A 20,589-nucleotide genomic window follows, 5' to 3' on the forward strand; every position below is an offset into this window, starting at 1 on the left:
AGACCACCCGACTGCCGCCCCCGTCCGGGCTGTCGATCCGCAGGGTGCCGCCCACGCCGCGGGCCCGCTCCTCCAGGTTGCTCAGGCCGCTGCGCCTGCCGTCGGCGGGTATCCCGCGGCATCAGCCTCTTCTGTGGGTGAGCTGCCTTCTCATTTCGGTCGAGCGGACCTACGACTGGCTGATGTTGCACCCACCGCCGCCTGGCCCGCGACCGCGGAACGCTCTCGCGATGGCCACTTTCATGGCCCGCCGCCTCGCCGACGAGACCACCGTCTCCTGGCGCGACCGGGGCGAATGTGCATCACGGGATGGCACAACGAGAGGAAAGGACCCTTCCCGACACTCCAAGCTGTCGACAGAAACCTGCTCACTCACCGCCGCACACGCGCAGGTGACGGTCCCTGCCCGCGCCATGGCTGGGGTCAGGCACCGTCACCTCGGGATGGCCCTTGCGACTAGGGCGCGTCCACCAGCACGCGGCCGTCGGTCCGGGCGGGTGCCGCGGCGCCGTTCGCGTACGCGTTCTCGACGCGTGAGCGTTCGGCCGCGTCGGGCACCGCGTTACGGCAGCCCGTACCGGCGCTGGAGCCCGACATCAGCTGCGAGCAGGGGCCGGGCTTGGTGTCCGGCAGGCCCAGGTTGTGGCCGAGTTCATGGGCGACGATGCGGGTCTTGTCGTAGCCCTGGGAGACCGCCTGACTTCCCAGTTCGACCCGGCCCCGGCCGCCCGGGCGGACCGGTCCGAGCGTGGCCTGCGGCCAGCCGGTGGTGGCCACGATCTGGATCTCAGCTCGGCTGCCAGGGGCGGCTTTGACCAGCTTGACGTTGCCGACGTTGCCGTTCCACGAGGCGACCCCGGCGGAGATCGCCTGCTCCCAGCCTGCCGCTCGGCTGGCGTCGTAGCGGAGCGTGACCTGCGCGGCCACGCTCTTGGGCGTGGTGGGCTCGGCCGCGGACACGGCGTGCGCCGCCGGGACCGCGGTCAGGAGCATCCCTGCCGAGGCACCGGCTATACCCAACCGTAGAAAGTGCACCATCACTGTCCTCTCACACGTGGGGGCTCTCGGACCCTGCGGGGGAACGAGAGAGGGGACCAAGTCGAGTGTCGCGGACATGCCAACCGTGTCAACTGGTGGGGCGATAGCTCATGACGACGACGCCGTGCCGGGCCAAGGCGGCGACGCCTGCTTACCTGCCGTTCGCGGTACCGCCGTAGGCGGGTCTGGCTTGCAGGTGGCGCCCCACCCGTAGACGTTGGAGCCCCTCTGGGGGTAGGTGCTGGCGATCTTGGCGGGTGTATTGGTGACGTCCCGGTCCAGCTTCACCACGGCGAGGTCGGCCGAGGCGTGCAAGGTGACGCGTGCGGCGGTGGCCGTGGTGCCGCCGCTGTACGCGTGGGTGCTGCCGATACGGAAGGTGTACTGCGCGGATGTGTTCACGCAGTGCCTGGCGGTCAGGATGTGACGGGCTGACAGCATGGTGGCGGTGCAGTGATCCTGGCGGTTCTTGAACAGGCGGGCGTCGTAGGGCTGCGCCTTTGTCTCCTGGCCGCCGATGATGGGCTGTGTGCCGGTCATCTCCGGGAGTACGTCCTCGTAGGACGGCCGCGTCGCGCGGTCGAGGTCTGGCGCGGCAGCCACCTCAAGCATTCGCCTTTTGCCTGGGCAGATCTTGCCTGGGCAGCCCCGATCCACTGCCGAACTCATCGACCACGTGCTGCTCGCCCTCGTGCTCCCCGGCCGGTGGAGGCCGGTGGCGGTGACCTCAGGCGGAGATTCCGGCGAATGGGTAGAATTCTGGCATGGGGAAGCGGCCTGTGGCGCCGACTGCGCCCGAACTCGTGCTGGAGACCGACACCGGCTCCACGGTGCTGAGTCCGAGCCGGGACTACCACGTGGGCCGCGACCCGCTGAGCGACATCGTCATCGACGACATCCGCGTCTCGTGGCATCACGCCGTCCTCCACGCCGAGCTCGATCACTGGACCATCGAGGACGAGCACAGCACCAACGGAACGTACGCCGACGGGCGGCGCGTCGAGGAAGGGGAAATCGGGCCGGGCAGCGTCATCCGCTTCGGCAGCGTCACCGACGGCCCGCGCGCGGTGGTCGTCGGCCGCGCTCCGCCCGAACCCCGCGCCCCCGAACGCCCCTCCTCCGTCAGCACGCCCTCGGCCACCGGCACCTTCCGGCAGCCGACGACCGTGCGCCCGCTGCCCACCCGCACCGTCCGCATCGGCCGCGCCGACGACAACGACGTGGTCATCGACGACCTGGTCGTCTCCCGTCGGCATGCCGAACTGAGGGTCCTCCCGGACGGTACGTACGAGATCGTCGACCTCGGCAGCCACAACGGCACCTACCTCAACGGCCAGCCGGTGGACCGCGCCCCTCTGGCACCGGGGGACATCGTCGGCGTCGGCCACCGCGCGTACTGCCTCGTCGGTGACCAACTGCAGGAGTACGTCGACACGGGCGAGGTGTCTCTCGACGTCCAGGGCCTGACGGTCACCGTCGACCGCGGCCGCAAGACACTCCTCGACCAGGTCTCGTTCCCCGTCGGCGAGAAGTGCCTGCTGGCCGTTGTCGGACCCAGCGGCGCGGGGAAGTCCACCCTGCTCAACGCCCTCACCGGGCTGCGCCCCGCGGACGGCGGCACCGTCCTCTACGACGGCCGCGACCTCTACCGCGACTACGCGGAGCTGCGCCAGCGCATCGGCCTCGTACCGCAGGACGACATCCTGCACGCCCAGCTGACCGTGCGCCGCGCCCTCGGCTACGCCGCCGAACTCCGCTTCCCCCAGGACACCGAGCGGGCGGAACGCCGGGCCAGAGTCGACGAGGTCATCCGCGAACTCGGCCTGGAACAACGCGCCGACCAGCCCATCCACAGCCTCTCCGGCGGCCAGCGCAAACGCGTGAGCGTCGCACTCGAACTGCTCACCAAGCCCTCGCTGCTCTTCCTCGACGAGCCCACGTCCGGGCTCGACCCCGGCATGGACCGCTCGGTGATGCACATGCTGCGCGGCCTCGCCGACGACGGCCGCACGGTCATCGTCGTCACGCACAGCGTGCTCAGCCTCGACGTGTGCGACCGGCTCCTCGTCCTCGCCACAGGCGGGAAGATCGCCTATTACGGGCCGCCGCGGGACGCGCTGCCGTTCTTCGGCTTCCCGCAGTGGCCGGAGGCGTTCGAGGCCTTCGAAGGCGACCGCGACCGGGACTGGGCACGGGACTACCACCTCTCTCCGCTGTACCAGCGCTACATCGTCAACTCCTCCGCGCAGCCGTACCTGACGTCCCTTCCGCAGGACGGCGCGGCCACGCCCGGCTCCTTCGCGCCGCCGCCGAAGCCGCAGAGCTGGGGTTCCCAACTGCGCACGCTGGTGCGGCGGTACGCGGCCGCGCTCGGCGCGGACCGCACGTTCCTCGCCATCATGATCGCCCTGCCGTTCGTGATGGGCGCCATGGCCCGCGCGCTGGCCGGAAGCCGGCTCACGCAGGAGACGGCGATGAACGCGCTGCTCATCCTCTGCGTCGGCGGAGTCCTGACCGGTGCCGCCAACGCGGTGCGCGAACTGGTCAAGGAACGCGTCATCTATCGGCGGGAGCGGGCGGTGGGGCTCTCCAGATCGGCGTATCTGATGTCCAAGGTCGTCGTCCTCGGCACGGTCACTGTGCTCCAGGCCGTCGTGCTGACCCTCGTCGCTCTCCTCGGCGTCGACCTCAACGCGCCTGGCGGCGAAGGGGTGTTGCTGCCACCGCTGGTGGAAGTCACTCTCGCGGTGGCCCTGCTGGCGTTCACCGCCATGATGCTGGGCCTGCTCGTATCGGCGCTGGTGCGCAAGGAAGAGGTGACGATGCCGCTGCTCGTGTTCCTCGCCATCGTCCAGGTGGTCTTCTGCGGCGCGCTCCTCAAGCTGGACGGCGTGCCCGGCGTCGAACAACTGGCGTGGCTGGTGCCCTCGCGCTGGGCGCTGGGCGCCATGGCGGGCACCATCGGCCTCGGCAGGATCGTCCCGGGCGAACTGACCACCGACCCGCTGTTCCGGCACTCCGCGGGTGTCTGGCTGCTCGACATGGGGATGCTGGTGGTCCTGTCGGCCGTCTTCGGATACGTGGTCGCCAGGCTGCTGCGCCGCCACGAACCCGCCGTGATGCGGAAGTAGGAGCACCGGCGATGACCCCCGCGGACTTCCGCCCCACCCATGTGGTTCCCCAGGACGGACTGCCCGCCTGGGAGGCACCCGACGTGGAGCGTCCGACGACCCCCCTCGACGCGCTGCTGCCCGTGCAACTGGTCGACCGGCTCGGCGACTGGGGCCGGATCGTGTGCGCCAACGGCTGGTCGGCATGGGTCGACGGTCGGCTCCTGGTCGCCGTCCCACGCGATCCGCCGGGCGCGAGCGGCCCCCTGGCCCGCACGGCGGACCCGCGTCCGCTCTTGACCAGGACCGAGGAGGCCCTCGGCCGCTACCGGCGTGCGGCGGAGAAACTGGCGGGCGGCGGCGACGGGGAGTCCTTCCGGCGCGGGACGCACGGGCTGCGGGTGGGCGTGGTCGTGGAGGGCGAATCGTTGTGGCTCTACGACGCCGACCACGAGCGGTGGGTGTACTGCGACGGAACGCGGCTCAGTACGTACGCGGCGACGGAAGGGCCCGCCACCGAGGGACACGGCGATGACCACGAGGCCGCCGAACCCCCACGGGCAGCCGCCGCCGCCCCCGGCGCTTCCCCTCCGCCTGACGAGGAGCTGACCCGCCTCGTCCCCGCCGCGCAGGAACCGACCGACGGAACCGACGGTTCGACCGCCGGGATGGGGCCGGGGGAGACGCAGGTGGTACATGAGGTGGCAGGGCCTGAGCCGACGCGGGTGGTGGGCGAGGCGGTAGGGCCGGGGGAGACTCAGGTGGTCGATGAACCGCACACCCCTGAACCGCACACCCCAGAACCGCACACCCCGCACGGCGGACACCCCGCCCCGTTTCTCCCGCCCGAGGGAGACGAATTCGATCAGCCGCTCCGGCCCGGTGACGCCTGATGGCGGCCGCGCCGGGCGAGGGCGGCCCGAGCCCGCACTCCGGGCGGCCCTCCGAGCTGGTCGGACAGCGGATCGCGGACTACCAAGTCGAGGGCGAGATCGGCCGCGGCGGCATGGCCGTGGTCTACCGCGCCAGGGACCTGCGCCTCGACCGGACCGTCGCCCTCAAGCTGCTCGCCCCCGAACTCGCCCGCAACGACACCTTCCGGCGGCGCTTCACGCACGAGTCACGCGTCGCCGCCGCGATCGAACACCCGCACATCGTGCCCGTCTTCGAGGCCGGGGAGACGGACGGGGTGCTCTACATCGCCATGCGGTACGTCCCCGGGAGCGATCTGCGCCACCTGCTCGACCGCGGCGGCCCGCTCTCCGTCACGGCCGCGCTCCGCATCGCCACCCAGATCGCGTCCGCGCTCGACGCGGCGCACGACCACGGCCTGGTCCACCGGGACGTCAAGCCCGGCAACATTCTCATCGCCAAGGGCACGGACAGCGACCACCCCGAGCACGCCTACCTCACGGACTTCGGCCTGACGAAGAAGTCCTTGTCGCTGACCGGATTCACGACCGTGGGCCAGTTCGTAGGGACCCTCGACTACGTGGCGCCGGAGCAGATATCGGGCCGCCCGGTGGACGGCCGATGCGATGTCTACAGCCTCGCCTGCGTCGTATACGAGACCATGGCGGGCGGGCCGCCGTTCCAGCGCGACGACGACATCGCCCTCCTCTGGGCCCATCAGTACGACCAGCCGCCCCGCCTGGCGGAGAAGCGGCCGGGTGTTCCCCCCGGCCTCGACGGGGTCCTCGCGAAGGCGCTGGCCAAGAGCCCGGAGGACCGGTACGGGTCGTGCCTGGAATTCGCCGCCACGCTGCGGGCCGCGGCCATGGGCAGCTGTACGGACGGCCACCCCCGTACGCGGGTGGACCGCCGCGTCGAGCAGGCCCCGGCCCACCCGGGCGCGCCCCCCGACCCACCCCGCTGGGCCCAGCCGGTCTTCCGGCGGCTGACCGAATAGAGCGGCCGGGCTCCTGACGGCCGACCGCACAGCCCGCTCCAGGCCAGGACAGCCCGCGCCAGGTCAGGCCCCGGGCCGCACCTCGCCCCGCCGATGGACCCGCCGCGCCAGCACCCCGCCGAGGAACCCCGAGACCAGACCCCAGGCAACGGCCAGGAGCAGCGCCTTCCAGAGGTGCGGCCGCAGCTCCACGAGGCCGGACAGGCCCCCGCCGAGATCCCCGATGCCGAGGAGCGAGAGCCCGTAGTGGGCCGACACGCCCGCCAGGAGACAGACGGCGAGCACGGTGAGGGCCAGCGCCACCGCCATGTGCACGGCGTGCTGCCAGGCCCGCATCCGTGCCGGGGAGCGGGCCGCCATCAGGAACGCCGCTGTTGGCACCAGGACCGCCGCGACGACCAGCAGCCACCACACCCGCCCGTCGTGCTCGGCGAGAGTCCGCAAGCTGAGCGTGGAATCGGCCGGCGTACGCAGCACCTCGTCGAGGACCCGCGGCATGGGCAGCCCGAACGGCCCGTCGACCCGGCCCTCCCAGGACGCGCCGAGCCCCAGGGTGAAGGCGAGCCAGACGAGGTTGGGCAACCCGAGCAGCAGCACCGCGAACGTCTCGGCGGCATGGCCGCGGGTCGCCGCCACGACGAGGCCGGCGGCGAGCCCCAGGGCGGCGTACGACAGCAGCAGGAACACCATGGCGTACGCCGCGGGGCGCACCGATTCCTGGAAGCGCAGCAGGCGGGCGGGGAGCGGGGCGCCGCGCGAGACGGACAGTGCCACGACGAGGACGCCCGCGAGCCACAGCAGTCCGAAGACGAGGGTCAGCGGCACGTCCGTCCTGAATCCGACCTCGGGCGAAGAGTCCAGCAGATCGCCGATCTCCCCGCCGGGCCCGTCGCCGAGCGCGATCGCGAAGCGGTGCCGGGCCAGCAGGCCGAGGCCGGTGAGCAGCAGAACCCACAGCACCGCGACCCGGGCGGCCCAGCCGACGAGTTCCCGCACGTCGGCCACGGCCCGGTGCCGCAGCGGCCGGAGGAACCCGGCGGCGACCACCAGAGCGCCGACGAGGCTGGCGGAGAGCGGGAGCACGGAGAGCCCCGCGTCCGTCTCGGCGATCATCCCGGCGTCGCCGGAGAGCCCGACGGAGCCGCCGACCGCCATCACGACGACGGCCGCGACGACACTCGGGAACGCCCCGCCGGGCAGGTCGGCGGCTCCCGCGGCCCACAGGCCGAGCCCGGCGACGACGGCCATGGCCGCCAAGGAGGCGAGCACGGCCGCAAGGGCATGGGGCCAGCCATGAGGGGCGCGTCGGCCCTGCTCCGCGCGTTGCGCCCCGGCCGGCCGCGGCGGTGTCTGCTCGCTCACGGTGCCACGCTAAGCAGCGCGGGACCGGTCCGCCTTTCGAGAGGGCCTTGGGGAGGGCCTTCGGGAGGGCTTTCGGGAGGGCTTTCGGGAAGGCCGACCTGCGTCGGCTTGCGAGCCCCCGGATGCCGGAGCACACAATAGGCGCGTACCGGGATATAAGGTACGTCGCCGATCCCCCTACGCAGGGAAGTGTTCGTGAGCGTCGAACCGCCGTCGTCAGGACGCCCCACAGGGCCCCCTTCGGGTCCGCTCTCGGGTCCTTCGCGGCCAGGCCCCTCGGGGCCGGGCGAGACCCAGGCGGGCGCGAGCCCCACCGGCTCGACGCCGCCTCCGGGTGGTGCGCGGCCCTCGGGCCCGTCGAGCGGCGGCCCGCCGAGCGGTCCGGCCGGTGGCGGGGGCCGCGGCGGCGGGTCCGACGGCTCGGGCGGGGGCGGTCGCGGAGGAGGTCGCCCGTGGTGGAAGTCGGCGCCCCGCGTCGCGGCGATCTCCGCCGCGGTGGTGGCCGCGGTGATCCTGGCCGTCGTCCTCACCCGCCCCGAGGGCTCGTCGGAGTCGGGCGGCGAGGTCCTCCTCCAGCCCGCGGGCAAGTCGGGGCCCGACCCCTTCACCGAGTCGACGGCCCGCGAGGGCTCCACGCCACCCTCCCCGAGCGAGCTGCCCAGCTCGTCCGCCTCGGCCAACGTGACGCGCGGCGTCGACGGCGGGGCGCCCGGTCTCTACGGCGGGACGCGGAAGGTCGGCAGCTGCGACGTGGAGAAGCAGGTCGGCGCGCTCCAGAAGGACCCGGCGAAGAACAAGGCGTTCGCCTCCGTCCTCGACATCGAGCCGTCTGGCGTCCCCCGCTACCTGCGCTCGCTCACGCCCGTGCACCTGCGGCTGGACACCCGCGTGACCAACCACGGCTACCGCGACGGCCGTGCCACCGGCTACCAGGCCGTGCTGCAGTCCGGCAGCGCGGTACTGGTCGACGACCACGGCGTGCCGCGGGTGCGCTGCGCCTGCGGCAACCCGCTGCTGCCGCCCGTCGCACAGAAGAGCACACCGCGGCAGACGGGCGACGCGTGGCCCGGGTACCGGCCCTCGAACGTGGTGGTCGTGGCGCCCGCCACCCAGGTCGTGCACCGGTTCGTCGTGTACGACCCGGACAGCGGAGACTGGTTCACCCGGGACAAGGGCGACACGGGCACCGGCGACAAGAAGACGAAGCCTCCGGCGACCAGGCCTCCCTCACTCCAGCCGGACACCCCGTCCCCCGACGAGTCGACCTCGACGGCCAGTACGCCGCCGTGCGACGCGCGGTCCCCCGGGGCGCCCCCGGCAAACTCGTGCCCGCCCTCGTCGGTCCTGCCGCCCTCCTCGGTCGAGGAAGAATCGCCCGCGTCCGAGCCCGCACCGCCGCCGTCGTCCCCCGAGGTGGACGGGAGCCCGTGAGCGAGCGGATGCCGCCGGGCCGACGACGGCGGGACAGTACTCTCCTGGCATGACTGACAATGCGCTGCGTTCCGTCACCATCGAGCGGGCAGGCCCCGGCCGGTTCACCGCGACCAACGCCCGGGGGACCACGCTGACTTTCGGCACCGGCGGGGGTGCCGACTTCACGCCGGTCGAGTTGTTCCTCGCGGCGATCGGCGGTTGCGGCGCGGCCGACGTCTGGGCCTGAAGGCGACACCAGCGTCAGCTCCTGAGGGATACGGCGCCGGAAGCAACACCGCAGCTATACGTAGGCGCGATCTGTGCGCACGCACTCCGTGCACGTTTCCCTCCGGGAACGGCGAAGTGATGAACACGATGACGCGCAGTGCCGTCGGCGGCCGCATCGGCCGTATCTAGCTCTTGAGGGGGGCGGGCCGGCTGGCCGGGATGGCGGTGACCGCGTCGGCAGCCGTCGTGTGGACGGTCAGGAATGAGTCGATGCCGGTGACGGCGAGCATGCGCATCAGGCGGTCGGGTACGTCGGCGAGGCCGAGTGAGCCGCCCGCGGCCTGGGCTGCGTGCCAGGTTCCGATGAGCGCGCTGAGACCGGAGGAGTCACAGAAGCCGACCTGCGCCAGGTCCAGGACCACGTGACAGGGCTCTTGCCGCATGATCTCCGCGGTACGGGCGCGCAGCGCGGGGGCGGTCTGTAGGTCGATGTTCCCGACGACCGTCACGACGATGAGGTGCTCATGGGGGTATCGGGCGGTCAGGTGGAGGGTGTGGGGCACGTCGGTCATCACTCCTGGCCGAAGTGTTCGGGCGTGGCGGTGGTGTGGGCGGTGGTCGCGACACCGCTCTCGGGTGCGGTCGCGGGGTCGGGTACGGACAGGGTCAGCAGGGCCACGTCGTCACCGACTCCCTCGGGCAGCGCGTTCAGGAGTGTGACGGTGTCCTCGACCAGGGCGGTGGCGGTCAGCGGGCGGGTGCGCTGGTGGAGGAAGCCGGTCAGACCGTCTTCACCGAGCATGGTTCCCTGGGCGGTACGGGCTTCGGTGAGCCCGTCGGTGTAGAGGAACAGGCCCTCTCCGGGGGACAGCGGGAAGGTGCTCTGGGCGAAGTGGGCCTCGGGGAAGGCGCCGATGAGCATGCCGCCCTTGGGGCGTACCGTCTTGACCCATACGGAGCCGCTGTCGTCGGGGCGCACGTGGTAGGCCGGTGGGTGGCCGCCGGTGGCGACGGTCACGGTGAAGCCGCCGTCCTGCTGGGGTGTGAGGAGTCCGAAGAGGGCGGTGCAAAAGCGGCTCCCGGCGGCGACATCGCTGAGCAGGACGGTGTTGAGCGTGCTCAGGACTGAGACCGGGTCCGGGTCGATCTGGGCCGCCGCGCGCAGGGTGTGGCGGGCCAGTGCGGTGACGGTCGCCGCTTCGGGTCCCTTGCCGCACACGTCGCCCAGGAAGAACGCCCACCGGCCCTGGTCGATGGGGAAGACGTCGTAGAAGTCACCGCCGACGTCGTGAACGGAGGCGGTGCGGTAGTGGCAGCCCAGCTCCAGTCCGGGGACCACGGGAAGCGCCGGAGGCAGCAGCGTGCGCTGGAGCGTGGAGGCGAACGCCGCGATGGCGGCCTTGTCCTTCTCCGCCTGCTCCCGCGCCGCACGTTCCGCCTCGGCGCGCGCTCGCTCGATTTCGGCGTGCCAGCTCTCCTGGGCCCGCCGCTCCTGCTCGTCGCGCAGGGCCCGCAGTGCCGACAGCCGCAGTTCCATCTCGTCCATGACGATCGCGGCCAGGTCGTACAGGGTGGCGATGTCGTCCTGGGTGATGGAGCGTGGCCGGGTGTCGAGGACGTTGACGGTGCCCAGTCGGTGGCCGTCGGGGGTGGTGATGGGTGCGGCCGCGTAGAAGCGCACCCCCATTTCCCCGGTGACCAGCGGGTTGTCCGCGGCGACCGGGTCGCGCAGGGTGTCGGGTATCACCAGTGCGTCGTCGCGCAAGATCGCCGAGCCGCACAGTCCTGGGTCGCGGCCGATTTCCTTGACGCCGTCGAGACCGTGGGCCGCCTTGAACCAGATGCGGTGGCTGTCGACGATGGTGACGGTGGCCACCGGGGCGCCGAAGAGACGGGCGGCCAGCGCCGCGACCCGGTCGAAGGCGCCGTCGGGCGGTGTGTCGAGGATGTCGTAGCGGCGTACCGCCGTGAGACGGGCCGTCTCCACATCCGGGTCGATGGCCAGCTCGGGGCTCCGCCCGGGTGCCGGTTCGGCCGCCGAAGCCTGTGCGGTCATCGGCTTTCCTCTCCGTCGAACGGGCTGCCTCGAGCAGCAGGACCGACGCACCGTAGGCAGAACATCTGTCCGAACGCCAATTGCCGGCACGAGCCGGACGGGGTGGCAGGGGACATCTGCGCTCCGGAGTGACGGCAGTCACCTTCCTCCGGCATGGTGGGCGTCGGCCGTCCCGGCAGCGGTCCACGTCGGCACCTCAACTACGGCCACGCCGCCGGCCGGGCCATCGAGACCACGAGCGGCTTCACCCTGCGCCACGGCGAGGCCGTCGCCCTGGGCATGGTCTACGCGGCCCGCGTCTGGGAGCTGCTCACCGGCGCCGCGGCACCGCCACGCTCACCACCATGCCGGAACGCATCGCTCAGGCGGCCTTTGACGACGTCCTGCGCCCCGGTCCGAGGCGCGTACGGCCGCCTCCGGCTGGACGCGCCCCGCCGCCGCCAGCACCGTGGTGCCGACCGGGACACACGCGCGGTGTCGACTGTGCGCCCGGCACCCTGCGCGTGGGCCCGAGGAGTTCTCACCGACCGGACGTGCGACCACGGGAGTTGGAAGGATTGCGCGCCCGATAGCGACCTTCTCTGCGAGTGGATGAACTCGCCGGGCCGGCTCCCCTGCCAGAACCCGTCACGCACGACTCATATGACGTCCCGTGCGTGTCTCACCCGTTCGTACGCAGAGGCGTTACACGGGGTCCGGGCCGCCGCACTGGCGGGCCGCTGCCCTCGCACCGCCGTTTCGTAAGGTTCATGCCGTACGCACGATCTTTCAGGAGCAGCGCGATGAACCGACGTACCCGTATGGCCCTCCTGTTGGCGCTGGGCGGGCTGCTGTCCGGTTGCGGCTCCGCCCCGGTCGACGGGGACGCCCCCTCGACCGGGCACAAGCCGTTCTGGCGGGCCGAGTTCGACGGGGCCGCGGCTGTCCGGCCCTCGGAGAAGTTCTGGAACACCGAGATCGGGAACCGGGACGCCGAGGGGTGGGGCAACAACGAGTTGCAGTACTACACCGATGACGCGGCCAACTCCGCTCTCGACGGCTCGGGGCACCTCGTGATCTCGGCGCGGCCGTCCCCTGCCGGGTCGAAGCTGCCGTGTCACACACGGAAGCACTGTCCATGGACCTCGGCCCGTCTGACGACGGAGGGCAAGGTCGCGCTCACCCGCGGACGCGTGGAGGTCCGCGCCAAGATACCCACAGGGACAGGCCTGCTGCCGGCGATCTGGATGCTGGGGGACAACGGAGTCGAGTGGCCCGGACAGGGCGAGATCGACATCTGCGAGGTGGTCGGCGGTGAACCGCGGACGGTGTACGGCACCGCGCACGGCCCGACCTACTACAACGAGAAGGGGAGGGGCGGCTCCGCCACGCTTCCGGCAGACGCCTCACGGGCGTTCCACACCTACGCCGTCGACAAGCGGCCGCACCGCATCACCTGGTCCGTGGACGGCGAGCCGTACTTCACCCTGACTCCGTCGCAACTGCCCGCGAAGCGCGACTGGGTCTTCGAGCAGGACATGCACCTCCTGCTCAACGTCGCCGTCGGAGGCGACTGGCCAGGCCCTCCCGACGCCTCCACACCGGCGCCCGCGAGGATGACGGTCGACTACGTACGCTTCTACGGTGAGGGCAAGGCATAGGCGACGCCGGGAGGACGTGACGGACGATCGCCCCCTGCTCACGGTGTTCAGTCACGAGCCTCGGACGGCTTCAGTACTCCGGCCAACTCCTGTTCGTACTGGCGTCCAAGTTGATACGCCCGCCCCGAACCCTTGACGCTGATTCGGTGGCCGCGGTCGAGACTGAGGTCGACGAAAAGCTCCTCCGGGCACTGCCAGGGCCCCCTTTCCTTGTTCGCGGTGACGTTTTCTTCTTCTTTCGCGGACTCCGGAAAAAGCACGTCTGCCTTGAGTGCCCACGCGCACTTTGATCCGTAGGTCAACGTGCCGTCGAGTTCGCCGCTCGACGTGGTGTCGAGTTCCAGGGTCGCTTCGATGCTCTTGTCGTGTCCTGTCTGGCGCATTTTTCCGGACCACTCTCCGTTGAGCGGCGGCGTGTCCTTGGCGAAGACTGCCCGTGCCCAGTCGGGTGCGTAGTGGACGCACGCCCAGAAGGCTCCCGCGATAACGGAAAGCGCGATGATGACCCCGAGGGTGTCGGACAGCCTGCGCCTGATCACACTCAGGTTCTCGGGAGAGTCGTTACCTCCCAACAGGAGGACAGAGAGCGTTGCGATGACGGTGATGGAGAGCAGGATTCCCAACGTGATGTATCCGCCGGGAACGTAAGGCGCGATGCGGTCCGACAGCAGACTGCCGCTGATGGCGGCTACGACCGTCGCGATGACGACCACAATGATCGTCGCAGGCTTCGGTGACCCCATGCTCCCCCCCGGGTAGCAGAAACGCGGCATTCTGCAGTGCGAAAGGTGTGCCGCGTCGGTTGTGCCGATCACTTAACACCCCCGGGCGGAAAGCGTAAAGCCGACAGGTGTTCGGTATTCGAGTGCTCGAATGTGCTGCGGTGCGTCCGGTGGTCAAAGGCCGGTGAACGACTTCCACGCCGAAACGTGTGCCGAATCCGAGGAGGCTCGTCGGGGAACTCGAGGCATGGTGTGGCGATCCGCCCGCCGGGGCGGGCAACCGAGGGCCGGTCTGCGACCTCTGCGATCGGGTGGCTCGTCTCACCCGGGTGCAGCAGGACCACGTCAGCCGTCTTCAGTGGGTGTCCCGGGCCGCCGATGAGTGAGGGAAGCCCGTGACGGTTCCGGGTCGAACCCCGATCAGCAAAGAGGAACAATGACTGCCGACGTACGCCGCACCCTCAGCATCGCGGCCCCCATGGTCTTGGCTCTGGCCGCCCTCACCGCACCGGCGCAAGCCGCTGCCGACCCGGGCCACGGCGGTCCGCACTGCCACGCCATCGACTCCTTCGCCCCCAACAAGAACGAGGAGCACACCGTCGCACTCTCCGACGGCCACGCCTACGCCGGCGCCTGGGACAAGAAGGCGAAGACCATCAGGTGGCAGGAGCTGTCCGACAACAAGGGCTACCCCGCGGGCGCCTGCGACATCACCCTCAGCGAGCAGGGAAACAGCGTCTGGGTGAAGGCCATCACCACTGATGGCAAGGTGTACGAGACCTCTTGCGTCAGCCCGGGCAACAAGCTGATCTGCAACAAGCCCTGGACCCGCCTCCACTGAGCAGCCAGCAGCTCACACCCGCCGGTGGCGCCGCCGGTCAGCCCCAGCTGGCCGGCGGCCCAGTCACACGAAGAGGTCCAGGTCGGGGATCTGGAACGCCTTCGCGGGCTCTCGCTCGCGGCGTATGAGCTCGATCTCCTCCTTGCCCATGACGATCCTCGCAGGCGTCCGGTCGGTGGTCCCACCCCCTGCGGCGTACGCCCCTCCCGGAGCCATGAAAATGGTGACGGAAAATGTTGGCGTCGCACAGACCAACCGACCAGAAGGGAAGTCATGAGTACCGAGACGCTGGAGTTTCAGGCCGAGGCGCGGCAGCTGCTGGAGCTGATGGTCCATTCGATCTATTCGAACAAGGACATCTTCCTGCGCGAACTCATCTCCAACGCCTCTGATGCCCTGGACAAGCGGCGCCTGGCCGGCCTGAAGGACGACAGCCTCAAGACGGACGACCCGCACATCGAGATCGAGGCCGACAAGGAGGCCCGCACGCTGACCGTGCGGGACAACGGCATCGGCATGACGCGTGACGAGGTCGTGGGGCTGATCGGCACCATCGCCAGGTCCGGCACGGCCGAGACACTGCGCCGGCTCAAGGAGAACAGGGGGAACAAGGAGACCAAGGACAACAAGGAGAACGGGGAATCGGCCGAGCTGATCGGGCAGTTCGGCGTCGGCTTCTACTCCGTGTTCATGGTCGCCGACAAGGTCACCCTGCTCACCCGCAAGGCCGGTGAGCCGACGGGCGTGCGCTGGGAGTCGGACGGCGACGGCACGTACACGATCGAGACCGTCGAGGACGCGCCCGAGGGCACGTCGGTCCGCGTGCACCTGCGGCCCGCCGACGAGGAGGACGCGCTCTACGACTACACCGACGAAGGCAAGATCCGGGAGATCGTCAAGCGGTACTCGGACTTCATCTCGTTCCCCGTCCGGATGGGGGAGACCACCCTCAACTCGATGAAGGCGCTCTGGGCCCGCCCGCGCTCCGAGGTGAGCGAGGAGGAGTACCACGAGTTCTACCGGCACATCAGCCATGACTGGACGGACCCGCTCGACATCATCCAGATGCGGGCCGAGGGCACTTTCGAGTACGAGGCCCTGCTGTTCCTGCCGTCGCGGGCCCCGCGCGACCTCTACCAGCGGGACGCCCGCCACGGTCTCCAGCTGTACGTCAAGCGGGTGTTCATCCTGGACGACAGCCGCGAACTCCTGCCCGACCACCTGCGCTTCGTCAAGGGCGTGGTGGACGCCGCCGACCTGTCGCTGAACATCTCCCGCGAGATCCTCCAGCAGGACCGGCACATCCAGCTCATCCGCCGCCGCCTGGCGAAGAAGATCCTCGCGTCCATCAAGGAGCTGATGAGCAAGGACGCCGAGAAGTACCGCACCTTCTGGCGCGAGTTCGGGCCCGCCGTCAAGGAGGGACTCCTCGACCGGGCGGAGGACCACAAGGCGATTCTCGACATCGCCTCCTTCGCCTCCACCGCCGGCGAGGAGCCCACCACTCTGGCCGATTACGTCGCCCGGATGCCGGAGGGCCAGGACAAGATCTACTTCATGACCGGCGAGAGCCGCGCCCAGGTCGAGAACTCCCCGCACATGGAGGCGTTCCGGGCCAAGGGGTACGAGGTTCTGCTGCTCACCGATGCGGTGGACGAGATCTGGGTCGAGGCCGTCCGTGACTACGACGGCACGGAGTTCCAGTCCATCACCCGCGGTGAGGTGGACCTGTCCTCCGAGGAGGAGCCGTCGGCGGAGGAGGCGGGGGAGTACGAAGCGGTGCTGGCCTGGCTCAACGAGACGCTCGACGACGTCAAGGAGGTGCGCCTGACGACCCGGCTCACCAGCTCACCGGCGTGCCTGGTCAGCGACACCGATGGTCTGACGCCGGCCCTGGAGAAGATGTACAAGGCGATGGGCCAGGACCTGCCGTCGGTCAAGCGCATCCTTGAACTGAACCCGAAGCACCCGCTGGTCAGCGCGGTCAAGGCAGCGCATGACAAGCGGCCCGACGACCCGGGGCTGAGCGAGACGGCCGAACTGCTGTACGGCACCGCGCTGCTCGCCGAAGGCGGCGATCTGGCCGACCCGGCACGCTTCGCCGCCCTGCTGGCCGACCGCCTCAGCAAAACGGTCTGAGCCGGGCATGAGCTGTGGGCCGTGAGCTGCGCGGCCCTCGGTTCGACGTCTGATGCAGTGTGACGATGATTGCCGCGGATACGGAGGTGTCCGCGGCAATCGTGTGAGGGCACGCGTGACGCGTGGGCTCATCGGCTTGTTGGCCTATTACGCGGGCGTACGCCAATTGGCTGAAACTGTGCGTTGCGAAGGCGGCGGTCCTCCGTTCGATTATCAAACGGGTGAGTGGTACGGCGGTGACGCGTGGCCGACCGGAGCGCGGCGGCCGTGGGGAGGATCTCTCCACCGCGTGGCGAGCCGCCGTTCTCCGCGCGGGCCCGCACGCGGCCGCTGGCTGAATCATTACCCCAGCTCAGGGCAGATCTCGGCCGATGTGCCGACGGCGCGGTGGCGCGTACAGGTGGTGTGGTGTGGCGGCTTTCGGCGTGGCGGTTTGCCCTTCGGTCGCGTTCCTTTCCGCACAGTTCGGTTTGCCGAAGCGATGGCTGGGCACACGACGCGGTGCCACATCGGGCGGTCGATTTGACCGCGTGGTCGGCTGAACGAAGTGGCTGAGTGGTGACGTAAAAGCACCGAAGAGGCACTCTCCGTTCAACCTCAGGGGGTTGCTTGCACGTGACTCGCCGTGAAGACTGTGGCCGAGTTCCATCGAAACGAAGGTGTTCCGGGGGGCGCATCATGCCATTCGTGGCACGGGACGCGCTGCGATTGCGTACTCTCAAACCCGTTTCGAACGGCCGGGACCGGTGGTCCGCTGTCTGTCCGGCCAGGAGCTGGGAGGGGTCCGCGCACCCGGTGCGCGGGGAGTATCGCCGAGGGGGATGGGTTATGTCGGGTTGGCGCGCCGCACGACTGGGCCGACTGCGGGGCCGTGGCCGGCCCTGCAGCCGCCTCGGCAATCAGCACCGCATGTGTTGACGGCCGGGAGCCCGCCCCGGTGCCGGGCTGACGCCGATTGACCGTCCCGCCCTACGACGATTCCGCGGGGCACCTGCTGTTCTTGTTCACGTCCAGGTGCGAGTCCAGGCCCAGGTTCAGGTGAACAGTGGCACGGCCGCGCCCGGGGCCGTCCTGGCCGGCCCGGTCCACCACACCCCTGTGCGCGTGACCCCACCGTGCCCGCACGCGCCAGCCGCTAGCAAGGGAGACAAGGTGATCAGCAAGCAACCGACGGGCGAGCGACCCCTCTTGGAGGAGTTACCCGACCGCTGGCGGCGCTTACGCGAGAACGGGCCGGTGCGGTACGACGAGACCCAGCGCGTCTGGCAGGTGCTTGATCACGAGACCGTCTCCGCCGTGCTCGCCGACCCGGCGACGTACTCCTCGGAGCTCTCCACCCTGGCGCCCACCCAGTCCGACTTCGAGACCTTCACCCAGGGCAACTTCGTCGGCATGGACCCGCCGGAACACCGGAAGCTCCGCACTCTGGTGAGCCAGGCGTTCACGCCACGCGTCGTACAAGGCCTTGAGCCCCGCATCGAGGCCGTCTGCGCCCGGCTCCTCGACGCCGTGGCCGACCGCGACCGGTTCGACCTGGTCGACGCGCTGGCCTATCCGTTGCCGATCATCGTGATCGCCGAACTGCTCGGCATCCCCGCGGAAGAGCACCGGCTCTTCCAGGAGTGGGCGAGCGTCCTGTTCGGCGGCGACCAGCTCGGCGACGCGCCCGACATGGCCGACCTGGAGCGGGCGCTGGAAGCCATCGCCCCCACCGTGCGCCAGATGAACGGCTACATGCTGGAGCACATCCGCGCCCGCCGCGCCGACCCCGGTGACGATCTCACCAGCAGACTCATCGCCGCCGAAGTGGACGGGGTGCGCCTGCGGGACCAGGAGATGGTCGGCTTCGTGGCCCTGCTGCTTGTGGCCGGGCACATCACCACGACCGCGCTGCTGGGGAACGCGATCGTCACGTTCGACGCGCACCCCGGCACGGATGCCGCGCTGCGCTCCGATCCCGCGCGCATCCCGGCCGCCGTCGAGGAGGTGCTGCGCTGGCTGCCGCCCTTCCCCGAACTGGGCCGCAGGGTCACCCGGCCCGTGGTCCTCGGCGGGCACGAGATCCCCGCCGACACCATGCTGATGGCCCATCTCGGCGCCGCCAACCGGGACCCCGCCCGGTTCACCGCGCCCGACGTCTTCGATGTGACCCGGAGCCCCAATCCCCACCTGACCTTCGGGCACGGCATCCACTTCTGTTTCGGCGCGCCGCTGGCCCGGCTGGAAGCGCGGATCGCTCTTCACATGTTGCATGAACGATTCCGCATGCTGGTGATCCCCTCCCGCGAAGACATCGTCCACCAGAACCCGGCCGTCCTCATCGGCGTACGACATCTGCCGGTAGAGGTCGGCAGACCATAACCCCCGGCGCACGACGCGCCGCCGGCCGGCCCGCACCGCTCGTCCCCGGGGCCGACCGGTACCCCGCACATGAGACCCATCCAACGGGAGTTCCCTTCTCATGCCCTACACCGTCCCCGCCGCTCCGGTCGCCTTCAGGGCACCGTCCTTATCTCCCCGCGAGCTGCAAGACCGTCTCGATGACCTGGCCCGGACCCACCGGGTGCCCGGCGCCCAACTGGCCCTGTACACCGGCAGCGAAGTCGTCGCCGTGCACACCGGGACAGCCGATGTCACCACCGGCCGTCCTTTCGCCGCGGACACCGCGGTTCCGCTGGGGTCGCTGACCAAGCCCTTCACCGCCGCGCTCGTCATGCTCCTGGCCGACGACGGCGACCTCGACCTCGACGAGCCGGTGGCCGAGTATCTGGCCGAACTGGCCGACACGCCGCAGGTGACGGTCCGTCAACTGCTCAGCCACACCGGGGGACTGCCCACGGGTCCCGACTCCGACACCGCCGCCGCGACCACCCCCGCGCGCTATCTGACGGCCGTCTGCACCGCCCGCGACCTGCTGTTCACGCCCGGGGCCGACTTCTCCTACTCCAACGCCGGTTACATCGCCGCCGGACGGCTGGTGGAGACGGTCACCGGCATGCCGTGGCCGGAAGCCGTGCGGACGCTGCTCCTCGAACCCCTCGGTGTGCTGCCCGCGTTCGTCGCCGATGCCGCGCCCGTGCGTCCGGTGGCCGCAGGGCACGCCGTCAACACGGCCACCGGGCAGGCCGTCGCCGCCCGGCAGAACCTGGCACCGCTGGAGGCACCGGCCGGCGCGCTGCTCGCGAGCGCCCTGGACCTGGTCGCGTTCGGCAACGCGCTGACCGGCCGCTCGGACCTGCTGCCGCCCGCCGTCGCCAAGGAGATGCGCCGGGCCGAGACCGCCGCCGACCCGGGGACGCTCGCCGACGGCTGGGGCGCCGGACTCGCCCTGTACCAGCGGGACGGCCGGGTGTGGTGCGGCCACGACGGCAACGCCCAGGGCACCTCCTGCCACCTGCGGGCCGACCCGGAGAGCGGAGTCGTGGTGGCCTTCACGGGCAACGCCGGAGGCGCCACCGCTCTCTGGCGCGACCTCGCCGAGGACCTGGCCCCGCTCACCGGCGTCCGAATACCGGCCGACGCGCTCGCCGCCGACGTGCTCACCGCGGACCGGGGCCTCCCCATCGGCCTGCCCGACTGCGCGGGCACCTACCGCAACGGCGCCACGACCTACCGCGTCGCACCCGGACCGGACGGTACGCCTGCCCTGTCCGTCGACGGGGACCTGCCCCTGCCGCTGGTCTGCTACGCCGACCTCTCCTGCGATCTGCGCGATCCGGCCACCGGGCGTGTCGAACCCGGTGGCCGCTTCCACCGCGATCCGGCCACCGGCACGATCGACCGGGTACAGATATCCGGGCGCACCGCGCGCCGCGCCGACGACGGCTAAGCCTCGGCCACCGAGCACTTCTGGTCCCGGTTCCGGTCCCCTCGGGGGCGGTGCGCGTAGTCGCCTTGCCGTGTGGCACCGGCACACCGGCCCGCCGAGCAGCGGTCGGCTCCGGTGGTTCCGCTCGCCGGGTGGTCGGCCGGCCGTGCCGTGCCCGACTTCGTGGCGTGCCGGTCCGCGAGCCGTGCCGGTTCCGGGCCCGCCCGACGGGGTGGTCCACCGCCGAGGTCGGCGCGTCGTTCGTCGGCGCCGCGGTTCCGTCACCGGCCGCACCCGTCGGCCACCGCGCCACCCCCCCGTAT

General features: G+C 70.7%; 18 protein-coding genes. 11 read left to right on the forward strand and 7 right to left on the reverse strand.

The window, feature by feature from the left end; translation table 11 throughout:
* Positions 1-456 precede the first annotated feature (456 nt).
* Both J2N69_RS34100 and J2N69_RS34105 read right to left on the reverse strand, forming a co-directional pair.
* Complete coding sequence (locus tag J2N69_RS34100; protein ID WP_272595860.1) at positions 457-1,038, reverse strand: snapalysin family zinc-dependent metalloprotease; 582 nt, start codon at positions 1,036-1,038, stop codon at positions 457-459.
* Between the two features lie 108 nt (positions 1,039-1,146).
* Positions 1,147-1,641, reverse strand: a complete 495-nt coding sequence (locus J2N69_RS34105) for a trypsin-like serine protease (RefSeq protein ID WP_230904173.1) — start codon at positions 1,639-1,641, stop codon at positions 1,147-1,149.
* 161 nt (positions 1,642-1,802) lie between these two features.
* On the opposite strand from J2N69_RS34105, the gene J2N69_RS34110 reads away from it, so the two are divergent.
* Genes J2N69_RS34110 through J2N69_RS34120 form a run of 3 tightly spaced genes read left to right on the forward strand, consistent with a single transcriptional unit; the run spans position 1,803 to position 6,057 of the window.
* Positions 1,803-4,169 carry an ABC transporter ATP-binding protein/permease gene (locus J2N69_RS34110; RefSeq protein ID WP_230904174.1) on the forward strand — a complete coding sequence of 789 codons (2,367 nt, stop codon included), beginning with the start codon at positions 1,803-1,805 and terminating at the stop codon, positions 4,167-4,169.
* An 11-nt stretch (positions 4,170-4,180) separates the two neighbouring features.
* Positions 4,181-5,041, forward strand: a complete 861-nt coding sequence (locus J2N69_RS34115) for a hypothetical protein (protein ID WP_230904175.1) — start codon at positions 4,181-4,183, stop codon at positions 5,039-5,041.
* Positions 5,041-6,057 carry a serine/threonine-protein kinase gene (locus J2N69_RS34120; protein WP_230904176.1) on the forward strand — a complete coding sequence of 339 codons (1,017 nt, stop codon included), beginning with the start codon at positions 5,041-5,043 and terminating at the stop codon, positions 6,055-6,057. The genes J2N69_RS34115 and J2N69_RS34120 overlap by 1 nt, the downstream gene beginning before the upstream one ends.
* A gap of 63 nt (positions 6,058-6,120) precedes the next feature.
* On the opposite strand, the gene J2N69_RS34125 is transcribed toward J2N69_RS34120, so the two are convergent.
* Entirely contained in the window at positions 6,121-7,419 is a 1,299-nt protein-coding gene (locus J2N69_RS34125; RefSeq protein WP_269075649.1) for a streptophobe family protein, read from the reverse strand.
* A 507-nt stretch (positions 7,420-7,926) separates the two neighbouring features.
* On the opposite strand from J2N69_RS34125, the gene J2N69_RS34130 reads away from it, so the two are divergent.
* Together J2N69_RS34130 and J2N69_RS34135 are read left to right on the forward strand one after the other, a co-directional pair.
* Positions 7,927-8,850: a DUF6777 domain-containing protein gene (locus J2N69_RS34130; protein ID WP_408056851.1), complete on the forward strand. Its 924-nt coding sequence runs from the start codon at positions 7,927-7,929 to the stop codon at positions 8,848-8,850.
* Positions 8,851-8,899: 49 nt separating this feature from the next.
* The gene (locus tag J2N69_RS34135) at positions 8,900-9,079 is read left to right on the forward strand and encodes a hypothetical protein (protein WP_408056852.1); all 180 of its coding nucleotides are present in this window, start codon (positions 8,900-8,902) and stop codon (positions 9,077-9,079) included.
* 166 nt (positions 9,080-9,245) lie between these two features.
* Here the strand turns inward: J2N69_RS34135 and J2N69_RS34140 are convergent, their stop codons facing one another.
* Positions 9,246-9,632 carry an STAS domain-containing protein gene (locus J2N69_RS34140; RefSeq protein ID WP_230904178.1) on the reverse strand — a complete coding sequence of 129 codons (387 nt, stop codon included), beginning with the start codon at positions 9,630-9,632 and terminating at the stop codon, positions 9,246-9,248.
* A complete protein-coding gene (locus J2N69_RS34145; RefSeq protein ID WP_230904179.1) occupies positions 9,632-11,116 on the reverse strand; it encodes a PP2C family protein-serine/threonine phosphatase in 1,485 nt (494 codons plus the stop codon). The genes J2N69_RS34140 and J2N69_RS34145 overlap by 1 nt, the downstream gene beginning before the upstream one ends.
* Before the next feature lie 153 nt (positions 11,117-11,269).
* Between J2N69_RS34145 and J2N69_RS34150 the strand changes: the two genes are divergently transcribed.
* Both J2N69_RS34150 and J2N69_RS34155 read left to right on the forward strand, forming a co-directional pair.
* The gene (locus J2N69_RS34150; RefSeq protein ID WP_230904180.1) at positions 11,270-11,860 is read left to right on the forward strand and encodes a 3-dehydroquinate synthase family protein; all 591 of its coding nucleotides are present in this window, start codon (positions 11,270-11,272) and stop codon (positions 11,858-11,860) included.
* Positions 11,861-11,898: 38 nt separating this feature from the next.
* Positions 11,899-12,756: a glycoside hydrolase family 16 protein gene (locus J2N69_RS34155; RefSeq protein ID WP_230904181.1), complete on the forward strand. Its 858-nt coding sequence runs from the start codon at positions 11,899-11,901 to the stop codon at positions 12,754-12,756.
* Between the two features lie 47 nt (positions 12,757-12,803).
* On the opposite strand, the gene J2N69_RS34160 is transcribed toward J2N69_RS34155, so the two are convergent.
* On the reverse strand, positions 12,804-13,499 hold the full coding sequence (locus J2N69_RS34160) for a hypothetical protein (protein WP_230904182.1): 696 nt from the start codon (positions 13,497-13,499) through the stop codon (positions 12,804-12,806).
* A gap of 415 nt (positions 13,500-13,914) precedes the next feature.
* Here J2N69_RS34160 and J2N69_RS34165 point away from each other — a divergent pair, with 415 nt between their 5' ends.
* Complete coding sequence (locus J2N69_RS34165) at positions 13,915-14,319, forward strand: hypothetical protein (protein ID WP_230904183.1); 405 nt, start codon at positions 13,915-13,917, stop codon at positions 14,317-14,319.
* 63 nt (positions 14,320-14,382) lie between these two features.
* On the opposite strand, the gene J2N69_RS34170 is transcribed toward J2N69_RS34165, so the two are convergent.
* The gene (locus J2N69_RS34170; RefSeq protein WP_230904184.1) at positions 14,383-14,535 is read right to left on the reverse strand and encodes a hypothetical protein; all 153 of its coding nucleotides are present in this window, start codon (positions 14,533-14,535) and stop codon (positions 14,383-14,385) included.
* Between the two features lie 57 nt (positions 14,536-14,592).
* Between J2N69_RS34170 and htpG the strand changes: the two genes are divergently transcribed.
* The 3 genes from htpG (at position 14,593) to J2N69_RS34185 (ending at position 20,287) form a co-directional block, all read left to right on the forward strand.
* A complete protein-coding gene (gene htpG / locus J2N69_RS34175; RefSeq protein WP_230904185.1) occupies positions 14,593-16,458 on the forward strand; it encodes a molecular chaperone HtpG in 1,866 nt (621 codons plus the stop codon).
* Positions 16,459-17,610: 1,152 nt separating this feature from the next.
* Entirely contained in the window at positions 17,611-18,819 is a 1,209-nt protein-coding gene (locus J2N69_RS34180) for a cytochrome P450 (protein ID WP_230904186.1), read from the forward strand.
* Between the two features lie 100 nt (positions 18,820-18,919).
* Positions 18,920-20,287 carry a serine hydrolase domain-containing protein gene (locus tag J2N69_RS34185; RefSeq protein WP_230904187.1) on the forward strand — a complete coding sequence of 456 codons (1,368 nt, stop codon included), beginning with the start codon at positions 18,920-18,922 and terminating at the stop codon, positions 20,285-20,287.
* The last annotated feature ends 302 nt before the right edge of the window (positions 20,288-20,589 follow it).

This window comes from Streptomyces huasconensis (assembly GCF_021028635.1).
GTDB lineage: Bacteria > Actinomycetota > Actinomycetes > Streptomycetales > Streptomycetaceae > Streptomyces > Streptomyces huasconensis.